This window comes from Paraburkholderia suaedae, assembly GCF_040812055.1.
GTDB lineage: Bacteria > Pseudomonadota > Gammaproteobacteria > Burkholderiales > Burkholderiaceae > Paraburkholderia.
On sequence record NZ_JBFOAH010000009.1, the window covers coordinates 16,064 to 30,607 of the forward strand.

Genomic DNA, 14,544 nt, shown 5'->3' on the forward strand with positions numbered 1-14,544 from the left:
AGCCGTGGCGTCGCAGAACGGCTAGTGCGCCAGGGGAAAAACGCCCTGAGGCGCGCCGCGTGGCGATTTCGCGCGAGTACCGTGTAGCTGATAAGTGCGATTCGCAGGCGGAATTGAGCTGATTCACATTCAATGCATAAATGCAGGTGCGTAAATTGCGCGACTGGCAAACGTTGTCACGCCTCGATGTTTCAGAATTGAAACATAAACCGCCCGCGTTAATCTTTTCGAAATCCCTTTACGACTATTAACTGATTTTTTTCGTTATAACGCGCTATTTCGATGCGGTATTTGTTCAATGGCCCACATATTCCGGCGGCCGGAAAAAAGGCGCATCCGGGGGCCTCTGTTAAAGCTCGAAGCGATAAGGGCGATCGTTATGGCGTCGGCGGTCTCCCAGAAAAAAAAGACCTCAAACGCGCGCGATGTCGAAAGAATCGAATTATGAGTTCGTCGTTTTCGAGCGGCCTCGCAATGTGCGGTGGCGTACTTAAACATCCTTTTATGTGCACTAAGATTCGCGAAATGCCTATTCATTCGTAGGCGCAAGCCCGGTAAAAGCCGGTAAAAAAATGGGGTCGGTGGGTGCGGGATTTCACCTGGTCACGCGTATAGGCAATGCGCCAACATGTCCACACTTTCGGTCATGGCGGCTAAATGCTGGATTCGTCGTCACTATGATGTGCTGTACAGAGTGGGCGATGGGTGGCCGCTAAAGCTGAAGGTGAATCCGTTTTCCGGCGAGAGGAATAACTATGACTTGCGCGAGTCTCGAGTCTGCAATGCTGCGCTGGGTGCACGCTCCGCACAAGGGCACGCGCCGCATCGCGCTCCTGATGTTCAACGACTGCTCGCTACAGGGCGCGGGCATCGTGGCCGAAGTTTTTCACGCGGCAAACGAACTGCCTTCCTCGGGCTCCGGCGGTTGGGTATACGACGTTGCTTTTCTGTCCGCCGACGGCGGCATGGTGCGCTCGTCGGCGGGATTGCGGGTCTGGACAGAAGGACTCGACGCGCGCCATGAGGCCGGCTTCGATGCGGTGTACGTCGCGGGCGGCAAGGGCGCATGCGCCGCCGCCAACGACGCGCGGCTGATTGCATGGCTGCGCCGCGTGCGCGCCGACACGGGCATGATCCGGCCAATCGCCGAGGGACGCGCGCTGCTCGAAGCGGCTTATGCACCGAGGAGCAAGCTGCCCGACGCCAGGCTGCCCGAAGGCAGCGCAAGCGCCGACTGGCGCCGAGCGATGACGCACGGCGCGCGCCCGGCCGAGCCAGGCGCCGATGCCGGCGACCGTCTCGAGTCGATGCGAAGCGCGCTGGCGATGATCAAGCGCGATCTGGGCGGTGCCGCCGCGCGCTCGGTGGCCGAACGCCTGCTCGCCGATTCGTGCACGAATCTCGCGCCGCTGCTCGGCGAGGACGGCGGGCTGAGTTCGGGCGACAAGATACGCGCGGCGGCGCGCTGGCTGCAGGAAAACTGTCAGCAGGCGATTTCGATTGCGGACGCGGCGCAGGTCGCAGCGATGAGCGAGCGCAACTTTCTGCGCCGCTTCAAGATGGAAATGGGCATTACGCCGTCGGGCTTTTTGCTGCACGAACGGCTCGCGGCGACATGCAGCCTGTTGACCGAATCCGAGTTGCCCGTCGACAAGATCGCGCGGCGCACCGGCATGGGCAACGGCGACAGGCTGGCGAAAGTGTTCCGCAAGCGGATGAGGATTTCTCCGACCGAGTTCAGGATTCAAAGCCGCCGTATGGCGGGTGAATAGCGCGTTACCCGGGTAAGCCTGGAGGCTGCGCGGGGAACGCGCATCGAGCAAGGTTTTACCGGACTTTTGCATGCGCCCATCTGGTCAGGCGCTATCTGGGCGAGGACGACATCTTGAGGTTCGGCGCAACTGCGGCCGCCCTTCGTAAGCAGCACAAACCATTCATTCTCGGACAGGAACGGTAAGGACGAGGTAAGCAAAATGCGCAAGTTTCAGGATTTGCTCGCGCGAACTTTCGATGTCGCGTTGGTGTTGGCGGGGGCGACGGTGGCGTCGCAGATCCGCTTCGACTATCTCGCTCAATCCGGCTTCTATTGGGCGCTGGTGATGTTTTCCGCTGCCTTCGCGCTGGCCATTTTTCCGGCGTTCGGCGTGTACGAATCGTGGCGCGGCCGCTCCAAGCTCGCGCTGGCCGGCCAGGTCTCGCTCGCGTGGCTGATCGTCCAGGCCTGCGCGCTCGTGCTGATGTATTCGCTGCACCGCAGCGATGCGGTCTCGCGCCTGTGGTTCTCGTACTGGACCGCGGTCACGGGCGGCATGATGATCGCGTACCGGCTGATCACGCACGCCGTGCTGGCGCGTGCTCGCGGCGCCGGCATGAACCTGCATCAGGTGGCGATCGTCGGCAGCGGCTCGCAGTGCGACGCCATCATTCGCCGTATCGAAGCCGCGCCGACGGCCGGCTTTCGCGCGACCGCCGTCTACAACACGCGGCCGGACGCGTCGGCCGTGACGAATCCGCAAGTGCCGGTGTTCGATAGCGTCGACGCGCTCGCCGGCTACATCCGCACGAACGACGTGCACGAGCTGTGGCTGATGCTCGCCCTCAGCGAAGAGCCGCTCATCTGCGAGCTGATCAGCGAGTTCCGCGACGATCTCGTGAACATCCGCTTCGTGCCGGACGTGCGCAGCCACGCGCTGTTCGAAGGCAGCGGTGTGGTCGATCTGCTCGGCGTGCCGGCGATCAATCTGGTCGCCTCGCCGTTGTCCGCCAGCTCGATGCTGAAGAAGGAAATTTTCGACCGCCTGTTCGCGGCCTGTGCGCTGATCGCGCTCGCGCCGCTGATGCTAGGCATCGCCATCGCGGTCAAGCTGTCCTCGCGCGGACCCGTGCTGTTCAAGCAGAAGCGCAAGGGCGCCGACGGCCGCGTCTTCACGATCTACAAGTTCCGCTCGATGCGTCCGCATACCGAGGCCAAGGGCACGCTCAGCCAGGCCACGCGCCACGACAAGCGCGTCACCCGAGTCGGCGCGTTCCTGCGTCGCACCAGCCTCGACGAGCTGCCGCAATTTTTCAACGTATTGCGTGGCGATATGTCGGTCGTCGGACCGCGTCCCCATGCACTCGAGCACGACGACCTTTATCAGAAAGTGGTCGCGGGCTATATCAATCGCTATCGAATCAAGCCGGGCATCACGGGTTGGGCGCAGATCAACGGCTTTCGTGGCGAGACCGACCGCATCGAGAAAATGGAGCGCCGCGTCGAGCATGACCTGTACTACCTGGGTCATTGGTCGTTCGCACTCGACATGCGGATCATCGGCGCGACGATCGTGGCCGGACTGGTGCATCGAAACGCTTACTAAGACGTAGTTAACAAACGCGCCGGGCCTGGCTGTTCCCGCGAACAGCCGCTCTGGCGCACGGAGGAAACATCATGAGCTCACTTGGACTACGCACAGGAAGTCTCCTGGTTTTCGCTACGGCAACGCTGCTTTCCGGGTGCGGCATCGTGCCCGGTCAACGGATGATCACGCCGGCCACGATCCAGGAAACGGGTGGTGACTTCAGCACGGAAGCTTCACAGCAACAGACGATACCGATTACCGACATCAACCTGGCGCTGCTGCACAAGATGAATGCGGAGCAAACCTCGGCGACGCTGCCGCAGTCGACGCTCGCGCTGTTCGGCAAGCCCCCGATGTACCGGGTCGGCCCCGGCGACGTGCTGCAGATCGTCGTATGGGATCACCCGGAACTGGCCGCCGCGCTCGGACAGCCGACGACGAGCACGCGCGCCGCGGATGCGATTCCCGGCTTCCTGGTCGACGAGCACGGCGACGTGCAGTTCCCGTACGCAGGCACCTTGCATGTGGCCGGCAAGGACAGCGCGACGATCCAGAAGGAGTTGTACAACCGTCTGAGCAAGGTGTATCAGAAGCCCGAAGTAACGGTGCGAGTGGCGTCGTTCCGCAACGCGCAGATCTATCTGGACGGCGAACTGCGCACGCCCGGCGCTCAGTCGCTGAACGACATCCCGATGTCGCTGACCATGGCGGTCAACCAGGCCGGCGGCTTTACCGCGACCGCAGACCGCAGCCGCGTCGAGTTGATCCGCAACGGCGTGATCTATAACCTGAACCTCGGCGACCTGATCAAGCGCGGCTATAACCCGTCGCAGATCTATCTGCAAGCGGGCGACCTGGTGCGGGTGGCGGCCCGTGAAGACAGCGGCGTGTATGTGATGGGCGAAGTCACCAAGCCGGCAACCGTGCTGCCGATGCGCAACGGCTCGCTGACGCTGTCGCAGGCGATCTCCGATAGCGGCAGCTTCGACCAGAACACGGCCGCGACGCGGCAGTTGTTCGTGATCCGCGATTCGACCAGCGCTACGCCGCAGATCTATCACCTCGATGCGACCTCGCCGGTTTCGATGGTGCTGGCCAATCAGTTCGAGCTCCAGCCGAAAGACATCGTCTACGTCGGCCAAGGCGGACTGGTTCGCTTCAACCGTGTGCTGAACCTTCTGCTGCCGGCGATCAATGCGGCTGTGACGGGCGTGGTGCTGACGAAATAACAAGCCGTGCAACGTGAAACCTGAACTGTCGGGCTTTGCTGGGTGAAGAACATGGCAATCAACTACCAAAACCGTTACACCGACGTGTCCATGGCAGAGGGGCGTCATCTGTCGGACTATCTCCGCACGATCGTGCGCGGTTGGCGCACCATTCTGGTGGTCACGCTGATCGCGCTCGCGTTGGGCTGCGCGTACGCGTTTCTGACGCCGCCCATCTATCGGGCGGACGTGCTGTTCCACGTCGAAGACAGAACGGCCAATGCCAACCTCAACGCAAACGGTAGGGATGCCTCGCCGCCGCCTGGGGGCATGTTCGACATCCGTCCTTCCACCGCGGCCGCCGAGATCGAGTTGCTCAAGTCGAGGCTGGTCACGGAGGACACGGTCAGGAAGCTGCACCTCGACATCACCGCGCAGCCGCGCTACTTCCCGGTGGTCGGCAGATTGATCGCGGGGCTCGTGAACGGCAAGTGGGGTTGGCGGCTACCGTCGTCGCTCAACCTGTCGGGCTTCGCGTGGGGCAACGAGAGCATTGCGGTGTCGCGCTTCGATACGTCGAAGGAGCTCTACGACGCGCCCTTCACGCTGATTGCCGGCGCCGATGGTGCGTATGTGCTGCGCGACCGCAACGGCAGCGCGATCCTGTCGGGGCGGGTCGGCGAAACCGTCAAAACCGATACCGCCGACGGGCCGATCGCGCTGCGCGTCGACAAGCTGGTCGGCGCGCCTGGCGCACGCTTCGAGCTGTCGCGCGCGTCGACGCTGACGACCGTCAACCGCTTGCAGAAAGCGCTGGTGGTGGAGGAGACGGCGGCGCAGTCGGGCGTGATTCGGGTGAGCCTCGAAGGCAGCGACAGCCCTTTGACGGCCGCGATCGTCAACAACGTGGCGCACGAGTTCCTGCGCCAGGACATGGACAGCCGGTCAAACGAGACGCAGCACATGCTGGCGTTCATCGAACAGCAGTTGCCAGACGCGCGCAAGGCGCTCGATGACGCCGAGCAGCGCTACAACAAGTTCCGCAACGCGCACGGCACCGTCGACATCGGCGAGGAAAGCCGCCTGCTGCTGCAGCAGATCGTCGACAACAAGAGCAAGCTGCTCAATTTGCAGCAGCAACGCGCGGAGATGTCGCTGCGCTTCACGCCGAATCACCCGATGGTGGCCGCGATCGACGCGCAGATCGCCCAATTGCAAGGCGCGCAAACCGGCATGAACCGCAGCGTCTCCGTGATGCCCGACACCGAGCAGACGGCTCTGCGCCTGTTGCGCGACGTACACGTGAACACGGACCTCTACACGAACCTGCTCAATAGCGCGCAGCAACTGCGCATGACGAAGGTGGCGCAGCAGGTGGGTGGCGTGCGCGTGGTGGACTTTGCCGAAGCGCCGGACGACCCGGTGCGCCCGAAGCGCGCGCTGGCGATTGCGATCGCGCTCGGCGGCGGCCTCGTGCTCGGCATGATGCTGACTTTCCTCAAGCGCGCGGTGTACCACGGCGTGGAGCGTCCCGACGAACTCGAAACCATGCTCGGCGTGCCGGTGTTCGGGGTCGTGCCGCGCAGCCAGAGTCAGCTGCGGTTACAGGAGAACGTGGCGCTGCGTCGGCGCGGGCAGCATGTGCTCGCGCACCAGGCGCCGCAGGACATGGCCGTGGAGGGCGTGCGCAATCTGCGCACATCGCTGCAGCTCTCGCTCAATCATGCCGAGAACAACATCGTGATGATCACCGGCTCGCGGCCCGATAGCGGCAAGTCGTTCCTGTCGGTGAATCTGTCGGCGCTGGTCGCGTCGGCGGACAAGCGGGTGTTGATCATCGACGGCGACATGCGGCGCGGCGACGTGCATTCGCACTTCGGCATCCCGCATCAGCCCGGCTTGTCCGATGTACTGAGCGGCGGCGATCTGCGCTCGATGATCCAGCACGACGTGCTGCCCGGCCTCGATGTGTTGCCCAAAGGCTCGCTGCACATGCACCCGGCCGAGCTGCTGATGAGCAAGCGCTTTGAAACGATGCTCGACGAATTGAAGCCGTACTACGACGTCGTGATCGTCGATACGCCGCCGGTGCTGGCCGTCACTGACGCGACGCTGATCGGGAAATACGCGGGCACGACGCTGCTGGTCGTGCGTCACGGCCGCCATCCGCTCAACGAGATCATCGAAACGGCCAAACGGATGCGCAACGCCGGCGTAGCGATGCGCGGCGTGTTGCTCACCGACGTGCCGCAGGAAGGCGCGTTTCTCGGTTCGGGCTATCAGGGCGGATATTACGGTTACGACAGCGTAGCCGGTTGAAGGTGCGCTGCGATCGGGCGGCGTCGCCGCCTGGTCGCTGTTTCCCATCTGCGGCTCCATGCTTGCGTTTTGACGTTCGCAGGCTCATGCGCGGATCGCCGATGCGGGCCGGCGCCGCCTCAGTGATGCGCCATAAGTTCGCGCAGGTCGGACTGCCGGGTGGAGCCCGCCTCCCCGTCGGTGGACGACGAACTCTGCAGTGCGGTTTCCTGCGTCGCGAGCGTGACGAGACGCCGTGCTTCCTTGCTGCTCGTATCGATCTGCAACGCTGTGCCCGCGTTGCGCGATACACACGTCCAATGCCCGACATAGCCGCAGCCTCGCGCAAGACTCAGCAGCGCGTCGCGCTCCTGTTCGCGAGTGTTGACCATGGAGCGCATGCGCAACGCGTCGCGGTTGTCCGGCTGCGCGGCGATGGCCGAGGCGAGGCGAGCTTTGGTTGCGGATAGATCGTTTTCATGCAACCTGGCGCGGGCCGCTTTGAGTTGCTTCGACGCTTGCGCGCGCAGTTTTTCCGCGGGGCTCAGGGGCTGGCTCGTGGCGGCGTGGGCGACGTAAGTCGTGTCGGGTGTACCTGGTGACGCGGTCCGGCGCTGAGCGGACGGGGCTGCGGATGCCGATCGGGTTGCCGATGTCGATGGGGTCCTGGATGGCGATGTGGCTGCGGATGTGATCGGTGAGGCCGTCAAGGCGGTATGGCGTTGGGTCGGTGCGGGTGCTGCTGCTGTGGTGGTCGGTGCGGACGGCGATGTTGCGATTGCAGCGCGGCGCTGTGTCGGCTGGGACGGGGTTGCAGTGACGGTCGCCGATGTGACGCGCGGTGCGGCCGGCGAGGTTGCTGCTGATGTGGTTCGCGAAGTGGTCATCGCAGCGCGGGGTTGTGTCGGCTGCGGCGCGGCTGCTGTTGTCGTTGTCGGTGCGAGCGGCGATGTCGGCGCCGATGTCACCGGCGTCGCGGTCATCGCGGTGCGGTGCGGCGTCGTCGGTGATGTGGCTGCCGCTGTTGTGGTCGCTGAGGCGAGCGGCGGTGCAGCCGGCGATGTTGCCGGCGTAGCCATTGCAACGCTGCGCTGTGTCGGCGGTGAGGTGGTTGCCGTGGTGGTCGCGGAGGCGACCGGCGGTGCCGGCGTCGATGTCGCCGGCGTCGCGGTGCGGTGCGGCGTCGTCGGTGATGTGGCTGCCGCTGTTGTGGTCGCTGAGGCGAGCGGCGGTGCAGCCGGCGATGTTGCCGGCGTAGCCATTGCAACGCTGCGCTGTGTCGGTGGTGAGGTGGTTGCCGTGGTGGTCGCCGAGGCGACCGGCGGTGATGTCGCTGCCGACTTAGCCTGCGCGGCGGGACTCGCAGTGCCGGGCCGCGTCGGCTGCGAGGTAGCCGCTGTTGTCGTCGCCGATGCGACGACCGGTGACGTCGCTGCGGACGTGGCCGGCGACGTAGCCATTGCAACACTGCGCTGGGTCGGCACTGTCGTGGCTGCTGATGCAACCGCTGACGCGGTCATTGCAGTGTGGCCCTGTAACGGCTGCGGCATGGCTGCCGTGGTAGATGCAGACGCCAAGGGCGACCCGATCGGCGCAGCCGCGAGCCCACCGCCGTTCTGCGCCAGGTGTGAGGTAAGCGGTGCGGCGTCTGTTGACGTGACGGTAGGCGCGACGAGCGCAGGCCGTTGCGCGACGACGACGCTCGACGGCCGCTGCGCGACTGCCGCAGATCGCCCGTTGCGACCCGCTGCGTCAACGGACGCCTTGCCGTTGGGCACCGGCTGCACCTGCCCGGACACGGTGATCGGTGTGCCGGAGCGCTCATCGTTGCCATGAATGAAGCACAGATAAACGGCGGATGTCACCGCCAACGCGGACGCGCCTAGCAGCACCGGTTTGCGTAGCCGCTGATAAACGCTCCCGACCACCATGGACTCGTCGATCGCCTCGTAGCTACCGGCCCATGTGCGCGACGGCCCCCAGATCCGGCGCGTCTGCAATGGGGCGGGCGGCGCCGGCGGCGCGGCTTCAAGCGCGACCTGCGAGCCCGGCGCCGATGCGCCGCGCGGGCCGAATGGCTCGACCGCGCGCGAACGACAGGCAGGACAGGTTGCAAAAGGCGCGACTAGCGGCGCACCACAGTGGCCGCATCGGCGGGGATCGTGCTGATCGGAAGTCGTGTCGCTAGGCATGGCCGGGTCGCTAACGGGCGTCGAATAACGACGCCGCGGTCAAAAAAAGACAGCGCAACGAACTTTGCAAGCCGAAGTCACTGGACGACGACGTAACCCCGCCCTTGCATACATTCGGCATAGGCGGCCCAATAGCGGGCCATCGGCGGCTCTGGTTGCGGCAGCGGCGGCAGCTTCACGGCGGACGCCGCGTTCGCCTGCGACGAACTGGCCGCCGCGCCAGAGGTGCCCAGCTCGGCGTTCGCCGCCGAAGCTCCCGTGGCAGCCATGGCCTCCGAGCCGGCCGTCGGCGCGCTCGCCGATTTCACCGACGAAGCCCCCGGGGCTGCCGCGCTCGCCGCCGGCGCGCTTGCTCCCCGCTCAGTCGCGGCGGCCGGCATGCTCGCGCTCGTCGGCGCGGCCGCGAAGGTGCTGGAGGGCAACGGGGGACGCGACGGCACGCCGGTCGACGACGCCTTGGCAGGCGGCGCTTTGCGCGGCGGAACTTGCGGTTCGCGGGTGATGTCGACCTTGGTCTTGTTCGCCGCCGCGTAGCACAAGGCGGTGTCGACGCTGCGCTCATACGGGCTTTGGCTTCGGATCGGATAGGTGAGCGGCTGCCATGCGAAGGCAGGGCCGCTGCACACCAACAGCGTCAGTACGGTATATGTTTTGAATTCCATCGCAGTCGCTCCCGCAGCGATGTTTCGCCTTTTTCATTGGCCATGTGCGCTTCGCGGCGTGTTCTGTTGGCGGTCGAATCTGCCGCTGAACGGCGGCTCACTGCCGCGAAGGCTGCTTGTTGCAGCGTAACACCGGCTGTCGTCTGGACAGTCGGCCAGATAGCGCGCGAAAACGCCATCCTGCTGTCCATTCAAGACACTTTTGCGCAAAACGGCGGACAACGGCGAGGCCTGTGGGGAAATCCCTGGCGGGCGGCGGCAGCAGACGGGTGCGATCCGATCCCGAGAGGATGCAGGGTTAGGGATTACCCTGGGAGTGCGTCGGCGACCGCGGTCGACCACGCGCCACTCCTTTAGGCAGGCGCACTGCGCGATTCAGTCAGCGCGCTGCCAAGGGCCGTGAGGACAGTCGCAAGTGACTGTTTTTACGCAGCTTGTTCGCACCGGGGGCCGATTCGACCGGGCGCTCATGCAGTTGACGCAAGCGAAAAGCGCACGATCTTCGCATTGCGCTCCATCCCTTCTTGAATTTGTCACCACGCGTCCATATAATTAGCACTCGCTGCACGAGAGTGCTAACAACATCGCCGGTTGGCTCGTCCAGCCGGGTTTTCTCAGCGTTCTTCAGTCTCAATCAAGAGAGGAGTATGTATGAACCTTCGTCCTTTGCATGATCGCGTGATCGTTAAACGCCTGGATCAAGAAACCAAGACCGCGTCGGGCATCGTGATCCCCGAAGCTGCAGCGGAAAAGCCTGATCAGGGCGAAATCCTCGCAGTCGGTCCGGGCAAGCGCGACGACAAGGGCGCATCCATTGCGCTCGACGTAAAGGTTGGCGACCGCGTGCTGTTCGGCAAGTATGCAGGCCAGACCGTCAAGGTCGACGGCAACGAACTGCTCGTGATGCGCGAAGAAGACATCATGGCCGTGGTGCAGAAGTAAGCGCAAAGCCGCTACTTTCCCGGTCATACCTCAAGAATTCAAGGAGTTAGAAGATGGCAGCTAAAGACGTCGTATTCGGTGATTCCGCCCGCGCCAAGATGGTTGAAGGCGTGAACATTCTCGCGAACGCTGTGAAGGTCACGCTCGGTCCCAAGGGCCGCAACGTGGTCCTGGAACGCAGCTTCGGCGGCCCGACGGTCACCAAGGACGGTGTGTCGGTCGCCAAAGAGATCGAACTGAAAGACAAGCTCCAGAACATGGGCGCGCAAATGGTCAAGGAAGTGGCTTCCAAGACCAGCGACAACGCAGGCGACGGTACGACGACCGCAACGGTTCTCGCACAATCCATCGTCCGCGAAGGCATGAAATACGTCGCCTCGGGCATGAACCCGATGGACCTGAAGCGCGGCATCGACAAGGCGGTTACGGCTGCGATCGAAGAACTGCGCAAGATCAGCAAGCCGTGCACGACCAACAAGGAAATTGCTCAGGTCGGCGCGATCTCGGCGAACAGCGATTCGTCGATCGGCGACCGTATCGCTGAAGCGATGGACAAGGTCGGCAAGGAAGGCGTGATTACGGTCGAAGACGGCAAGTCGCTGCAAGACGAGCTGGACGTGGTCGAAGGTATGCAATTCGACCGTGGCTACCTGTCGCCGTACTTCATCAACAACCCGGACAAGCAAGTCGCCGTTCTGGAAAACCCGTTCGTGCTGCTGCACGACAAGAAGGTGTCCAACATCCGTGACCTGCTGCCGGTGCTGGAACAAGTCGCGAAGGCTGGCCGTCCGCTGCTGATCATCGCAGAAGACGTCGAAGGCGAGGCGCTCGCTACGCTGGTTGTGAACAACATCCGCGGCATCCTCAAGACCGTTGCTGTGAAGGCTCCGGGCTTCGGCGATCGTCGTAAGGCCATGCTGGAAGACATCGCGATCCTGACTGGCGGTCAGGTCATCGCTGAAGAAACCGGCCTGACGCTCGAAAAGGCAACGCTGGCTGAACTGGGCCAGGCAAAGCGCATCGAAGTGGGCAAGGAAAACACGACGATCATCGACGGCGCTGGCGAAGCTGCAAACATCGAAGCGCGTGTGAAGCAGGTTCGCACCCAAATCGAAGAAGCAACGTCGGATTACGACCGTGAAAAGCTGCAGGAGCGCGTTGCCAAGCTGGCAGGCGGTGTTGCAGTGATCAAGGTCGGCGCTGCGACCGAAGTCGAAATGAAGGAAAAGAAGGCACGTGTCGAAGACGCACTGCACGCAACGCGCGCAGCTGTGGAAGAAGGCATCGTCGCTGGCGGCGGCGTTGCGCTGATCCGTGCACGCACGGCAATCGCCGGCCTCAAGGGCGCTAACCCCGATCAGGACGCAGGCATCAAGATCGTGCTGCGCGCGATGGAAGAGCCGCTGCGCCAGATCGTCACGAACGGTGGCGAAGAAGCAAGCGTCGTGGTGGCAGCTGTTGCTGCTGGCAAAGGCAACTACGGCTACAACGCAGCAACCGGCGAGTACGTCGACCTGGTTGACGCAGGTGTCGTGGATCCAACGAAGGTGACGCGCACAGCGCTGCAAAACGCGGCATCGGTTGCAGGTCTGCTGCTGACGACCGACGCGGCCGTTTGCGAACTGCCGAAGGAAGATGCACCGATGGGCGGCGGCGGCATGCCCGGCGGCATGGGCGGCATGGGCATGGACATGTAATTCCGCTTGGGCCTCGTTACGAGGTCCAGTTGGAAGCGCATGGGAAGTGCGCCGCGAGGCGTGCTTCCCAAAAGAAAAAACCCGCAACGGCGGGTTTTTTCTTTTGGGCCAGCAGGGCAGCAGTGCTGCGGGACTACGCTCCAGCTTCTGGATCGCTGGCGGTCAGCGAAGTCTCGCGCAGATGGGCGAATATTCGCGCAACGCTTTCGGCCGGCGACTGCGTGGCCGTGTCAATGCGAAGCTCGGGATCGAGCGGCGCTTCATAAGGCGCCGACACGCCGGTAAACGATGCGATCGCTCCGGAGCGCGCTTTCGCGTACAGGCCTTTGGGATCACGCTCGACGCATATTTCGAGCGGCGCGAACAGATGGGTCTCGATAAACTTGTCGTGTCCGATGATGCTGCGCGCCATCGCCCGATCTTCGCGCATCGGGGAGATCAGCGCAGTGATGACAATCAGGCCCGCGTCGTTCATCAATTGCGCGACATGCGCGACTCGACGGATGTTTTCTCGGCGATCCTGCCGCTCGAACCCGAGATCGGATGCCAGGCCGTGACGAATGTTGTCTCCGTCAAGCACGTAGCATGCATGCCCCAACGAGACCAACTGCGCTTCGAGTTCGAATGCGATGGTCGATTTGCCCGCGCCCGACAGGCCGGTCAGCCAGACCGTGACAGGCTGTTGGCGGAAGATCCGCATTCTCTGCTGACTGGTGATTGCACCGTGACAACGCTGCAGCAAAGTGTGAGCCGGTTCCATTGTGAGTCCCCTCGGCGCTCAGGCGCAGTGCCACCCTTGCCGCCAGATTCCTGCGTTGTGCAGGCTCTCCGGCGAATTGGCGATTGTGACTTGAAAACCGTCTGAAAGGCCAGCAGGCAAAGGAATTGAAAAGCCGGCATACGAGCTTGGGTATCCCGCGTTAGCCACATCGGGCCGATGCTCGCCGCTCCAACCGCTCGCGACGACTTTCGGACCCACACGAACTTCGAGCGGCACGCTCTGTTCGGGGCTGCTGAGATTGACGGCCCAGCCGGAGACCACGCCGTCTTGAACCGCGTCGATGAAGCCGTCGAACATGTCGGCCGGCGCGGGTTGCCGGCTTTGCGCGAACTGCAGATATTCGTCGATCGGACCGAGGTCAAAGCGCCGGACTACGTTCGCGACCTTTGCGAGAAATGCCTCGTCGAAGCCGAACACCGTCGAACTGTGAACATAGGGATTGTCGTGCTCATTTATTTCTGCCTGAATAATCTCGACCAATTGCAAAGCATTCGAAAAGATGTGACCTGATTCATTAGCGTGCTTTTCCGCCATTTGTTTCGCTTCGCGAAAAAGTTCGTAATCGAGGCTATTATCTTCGATAAATTTTTGTCTGGCGGCTTCGCTTAACTGGTCGTCGCGTTTCGGAGTGCCGAGCGTTCGATTTGTTTCGAAATAAAACGGCCATTCCAGTCCGCTCATGCCTGCGAGGCGCAAAAGAAATTCGCTCATGTTCTCGCAAATGCCGACGGCGGCGACGTGCTGGCGAAGATGAGCCTGAGCCATCTCCAGACTAGTCTCATCCAGCACCGAATGGCCACTGAGCATCTGGACAAACAGATTTTTTCCGCCCAGCGATTCGCTGACCCATTCGTCGAGCGAGAGGGCGCCCTGCTGGGCAAGCGCCTCGGGCATCGACACGCTGACGCCTCGGGCCACCTCGCCGTTTTTGCCGCTCGCCGCATACCGGTAATGCGATATCTGCCGGGCCAGAGGATCGCGCAGAATGGTGCAGTAGCGCACGGGGTGCTTGATGATCCGGTGAATGCCGTACGGATGATGCCCGCCGCCAACTCGCGTTCTCAAAAATTTTGCGCGGCAGCTTTCCCAGCCTTCGCGGCCCCATGCGAAATTGACGAACTGGTCGTTTCCTTTATTCAAATCAAAAAACGAAATAACGGTGGAGCCACCGCTTTTCGGAGGATGGATGAAAAAGATCGGGAAAGACATACGCGAACATGCGGCGAATTGATAATCCGTCAAGTCTAGCTTGCTGGCAGCGCCGGCGCTGTAACGGTTAATTACGCGATAACGAAGCTTTATAGAGCGAAATCTGAGTTTATGCGAGATATGCTATGAAGATGACCCGCAAATATAAAACCCGCCTGAAGCGGGCTTCCATCGGTCACGTAGTCTCGGCAGCGGACTGCCGCAGGGCCTCGCG

General features: G+C 62.8%; 11 protein-coding genes. 7 read left to right on the top strand and 4 right to left on the bottom strand.

Features of this window, described 5'->3' with window-relative positions; translation table 11 throughout:
• The first annotated feature begins 755 nt into the window (after positions 1 to 755).
• The 4 genes from ABQJ48_RS14625 to ABQJ48_RS14640 all read left to right on the top strand — a co-directional run bounded on the left by ABQJ48_RS14625 (position 756) and on the right by ABQJ48_RS14640 (position 6,868).
• On the top strand, positions 756 to 1,772 hold the full coding sequence (locus ABQJ48_RS14625; RefSeq protein ID WP_367838724.1) for a helix-turn-helix domain-containing protein: 1,017 nt from the start codon (positions 756 to 758) through the stop codon (positions 1,770 to 1,772).
• Positions 1,773 to 1,973: 201 nt separating this feature from the next.
• Positions 1,974 to 3,359, top strand: coding sequence for an undecaprenyl-phosphate glucose phosphotransferase (locus tag ABQJ48_RS14630; protein ID WP_367838725.1), 1,386 nt, complete (start codon positions 1,974 to 1,976; stop codon positions 3,357 to 3,359).
• Between the two features lie 71 nt (positions 3,360 to 3,430).
• The gene (locus ABQJ48_RS14635) at positions 3,431 to 4,570 is read left to right on the top strand and encodes a polysaccharide biosynthesis/export family protein (protein ID WP_367838726.1); all 1,140 of its coding nucleotides are present in this window, start codon (positions 3,431 to 3,433) and stop codon (positions 4,568 to 4,570) included.
• A gap of 51 nt (positions 4,571 to 4,621) precedes the next feature.
• A complete protein-coding gene (locus tag ABQJ48_RS14640; protein ID WP_367838727.1) occupies positions 4,622 to 6,868 on the top strand; it encodes a polysaccharide biosynthesis tyrosine autokinase in 2,247 nt (748 codons plus the stop codon).
• Positions 6,869 to 6,987: 119 nt separating this feature from the next.
• On the opposite strand, the gene ABQJ48_RS14645 is transcribed toward ABQJ48_RS14640, so the two are convergent.
• A complete protein-coding gene (locus ABQJ48_RS14645; RefSeq protein ID WP_367838728.1) occupies positions 6,988 to 7,239 on the bottom strand; it encodes a hypothetical protein in 252 nt (83 codons plus the stop codon).
• A gap of 286 nt (positions 7,240 to 7,525) precedes the next feature.
• Between ABQJ48_RS14645 and ABQJ48_RS14650 the strand changes: the two genes are divergently transcribed.
• Positions 7,526 to 8,683 carry a hypothetical protein gene (locus ABQJ48_RS14650; protein ID WP_367838729.1) on the top strand — a complete coding sequence of 386 codons (1,158 nt, stop codon included), beginning with the start codon at positions 7,526 to 7,528 and terminating at the stop codon, positions 8,681 to 8,683.
• 433 nt (positions 8,684 to 9,116) lie between these two features.
• On the opposite strand, the gene ABQJ48_RS14655 is transcribed toward ABQJ48_RS14650, so the two are convergent.
• Complete coding sequence (locus ABQJ48_RS14655; protein ID WP_367838730.1) at positions 9,117 to 9,701, bottom strand: hypothetical protein; 585 nt, start codon at positions 9,699 to 9,701, stop codon at positions 9,117 to 9,119.
• 651 nt (positions 9,702 to 10,352) lie between these two features.
• Here ABQJ48_RS14655 and groES point away from each other — a divergent pair.
• Together groES and groL are read left to right on the top strand one after the other, a co-directional pair.
• Entirely contained in the window at positions 10,353 to 10,643 is a 291-nt protein-coding gene (gene groES / locus ABQJ48_RS14660) for a co-chaperone GroES (RefSeq protein ID WP_073431374.1), read from the top strand.
• A 53-nt stretch (positions 10,644 to 10,696) separates the two neighbouring features.
• Entirely contained in the window at positions 10,697 to 12,340 is a 1,644-nt protein-coding gene (gene groL / locus ABQJ48_RS14665; protein WP_367838731.1) for a chaperonin GroEL, read from the top strand.
• Positions 12,341 to 12,473: 133 nt separating this feature from the next.
• Here the strand turns inward: groL and cysC are convergent, their stop codons facing one another.
• Positions 12,474 to 13,100: an adenylyl-sulfate kinase gene (gene cysC, locus ABQJ48_RS14670; RefSeq protein WP_367838732.1), complete on the bottom strand. Its 627-nt coding sequence runs from the start codon at positions 13,098 to 13,100 to the stop codon at positions 12,474 to 12,476.
• Positions 13,101 to 13,118: 18 nt separating this feature from the next.
• On the bottom strand, positions 13,119 to 14,330 hold the full coding sequence (locus ABQJ48_RS14675) for a sulfotransferase family protein (protein ID WP_367838733.1): 1,212 nt from the start codon (positions 14,328 to 14,330) through the stop codon (positions 13,119 to 13,121).
• Positions 14,331 to 14,544 lie beyond the last annotated feature (214 nt).

Coding starts and splice junctions, on each gene's coding strand:
- ABQJ48_RS14625 (WP_367838724.1), top strand. CDS start 756: ATGACTTGCGCGAGTCTCGAGTCTGCAATGCTGCGCTGGGTGCACGCT.
- ABQJ48_RS14630 (WP_367838725.1), top strand. CDS start 1,974: ATGCGCAAGTTTCAGGATTTGCTCGCGCGAACTTTCGATGTCGCGTTG.
- ABQJ48_RS14635 (WP_367838726.1), top strand. CDS start 3,431: ATGAGCTCACTTGGACTACGCACAGGAAGTCTCCTGGTTTTCGCTACG.
- ABQJ48_RS14640 (WP_367838727.1), top strand. CDS start 4,622: ATGGCAATCAACTACCAAAACCGTTACACCGACGTGTCCATGGCAGAG.
- ABQJ48_RS14645 (WP_367838728.1), bottom strand. CDS start 7,239: ATGGTCAACACTCGCGAACAGGAGCGCGACGCGCTGCTGAGTCTTGCG.
- ABQJ48_RS14655 (WP_367838730.1), bottom strand. CDS start 9,701: ATGGAATTCAAAACATATACCGTACTGACGCTGTTGGTGTGCAGCGGC.
- groES (WP_073431374.1), top strand. CDS start 10,353: ATGAACCTTCGTCCTTTGCATGATCGCGTGATCGTTAAACGCCTGGAT.
- groL (WP_367838731.1), top strand. CDS start 10,697: ATGGCAGCTAAAGACGTCGTATTCGGTGATTCCGCCCGCGCCAAGATG.
- cysC (WP_367838732.1), bottom strand. CDS start 13,100: ATGGAACCGGCTCACACTTTGCTGCAGCGTTGTCACGGTGCAATCACC.
- ABQJ48_RS14675 (WP_367838733.1), bottom strand. CDS start 14,330: ATGTCTTTCCCGATCTTTTTCATCCATCCTCCGAAAAGCGGTGGCTCC.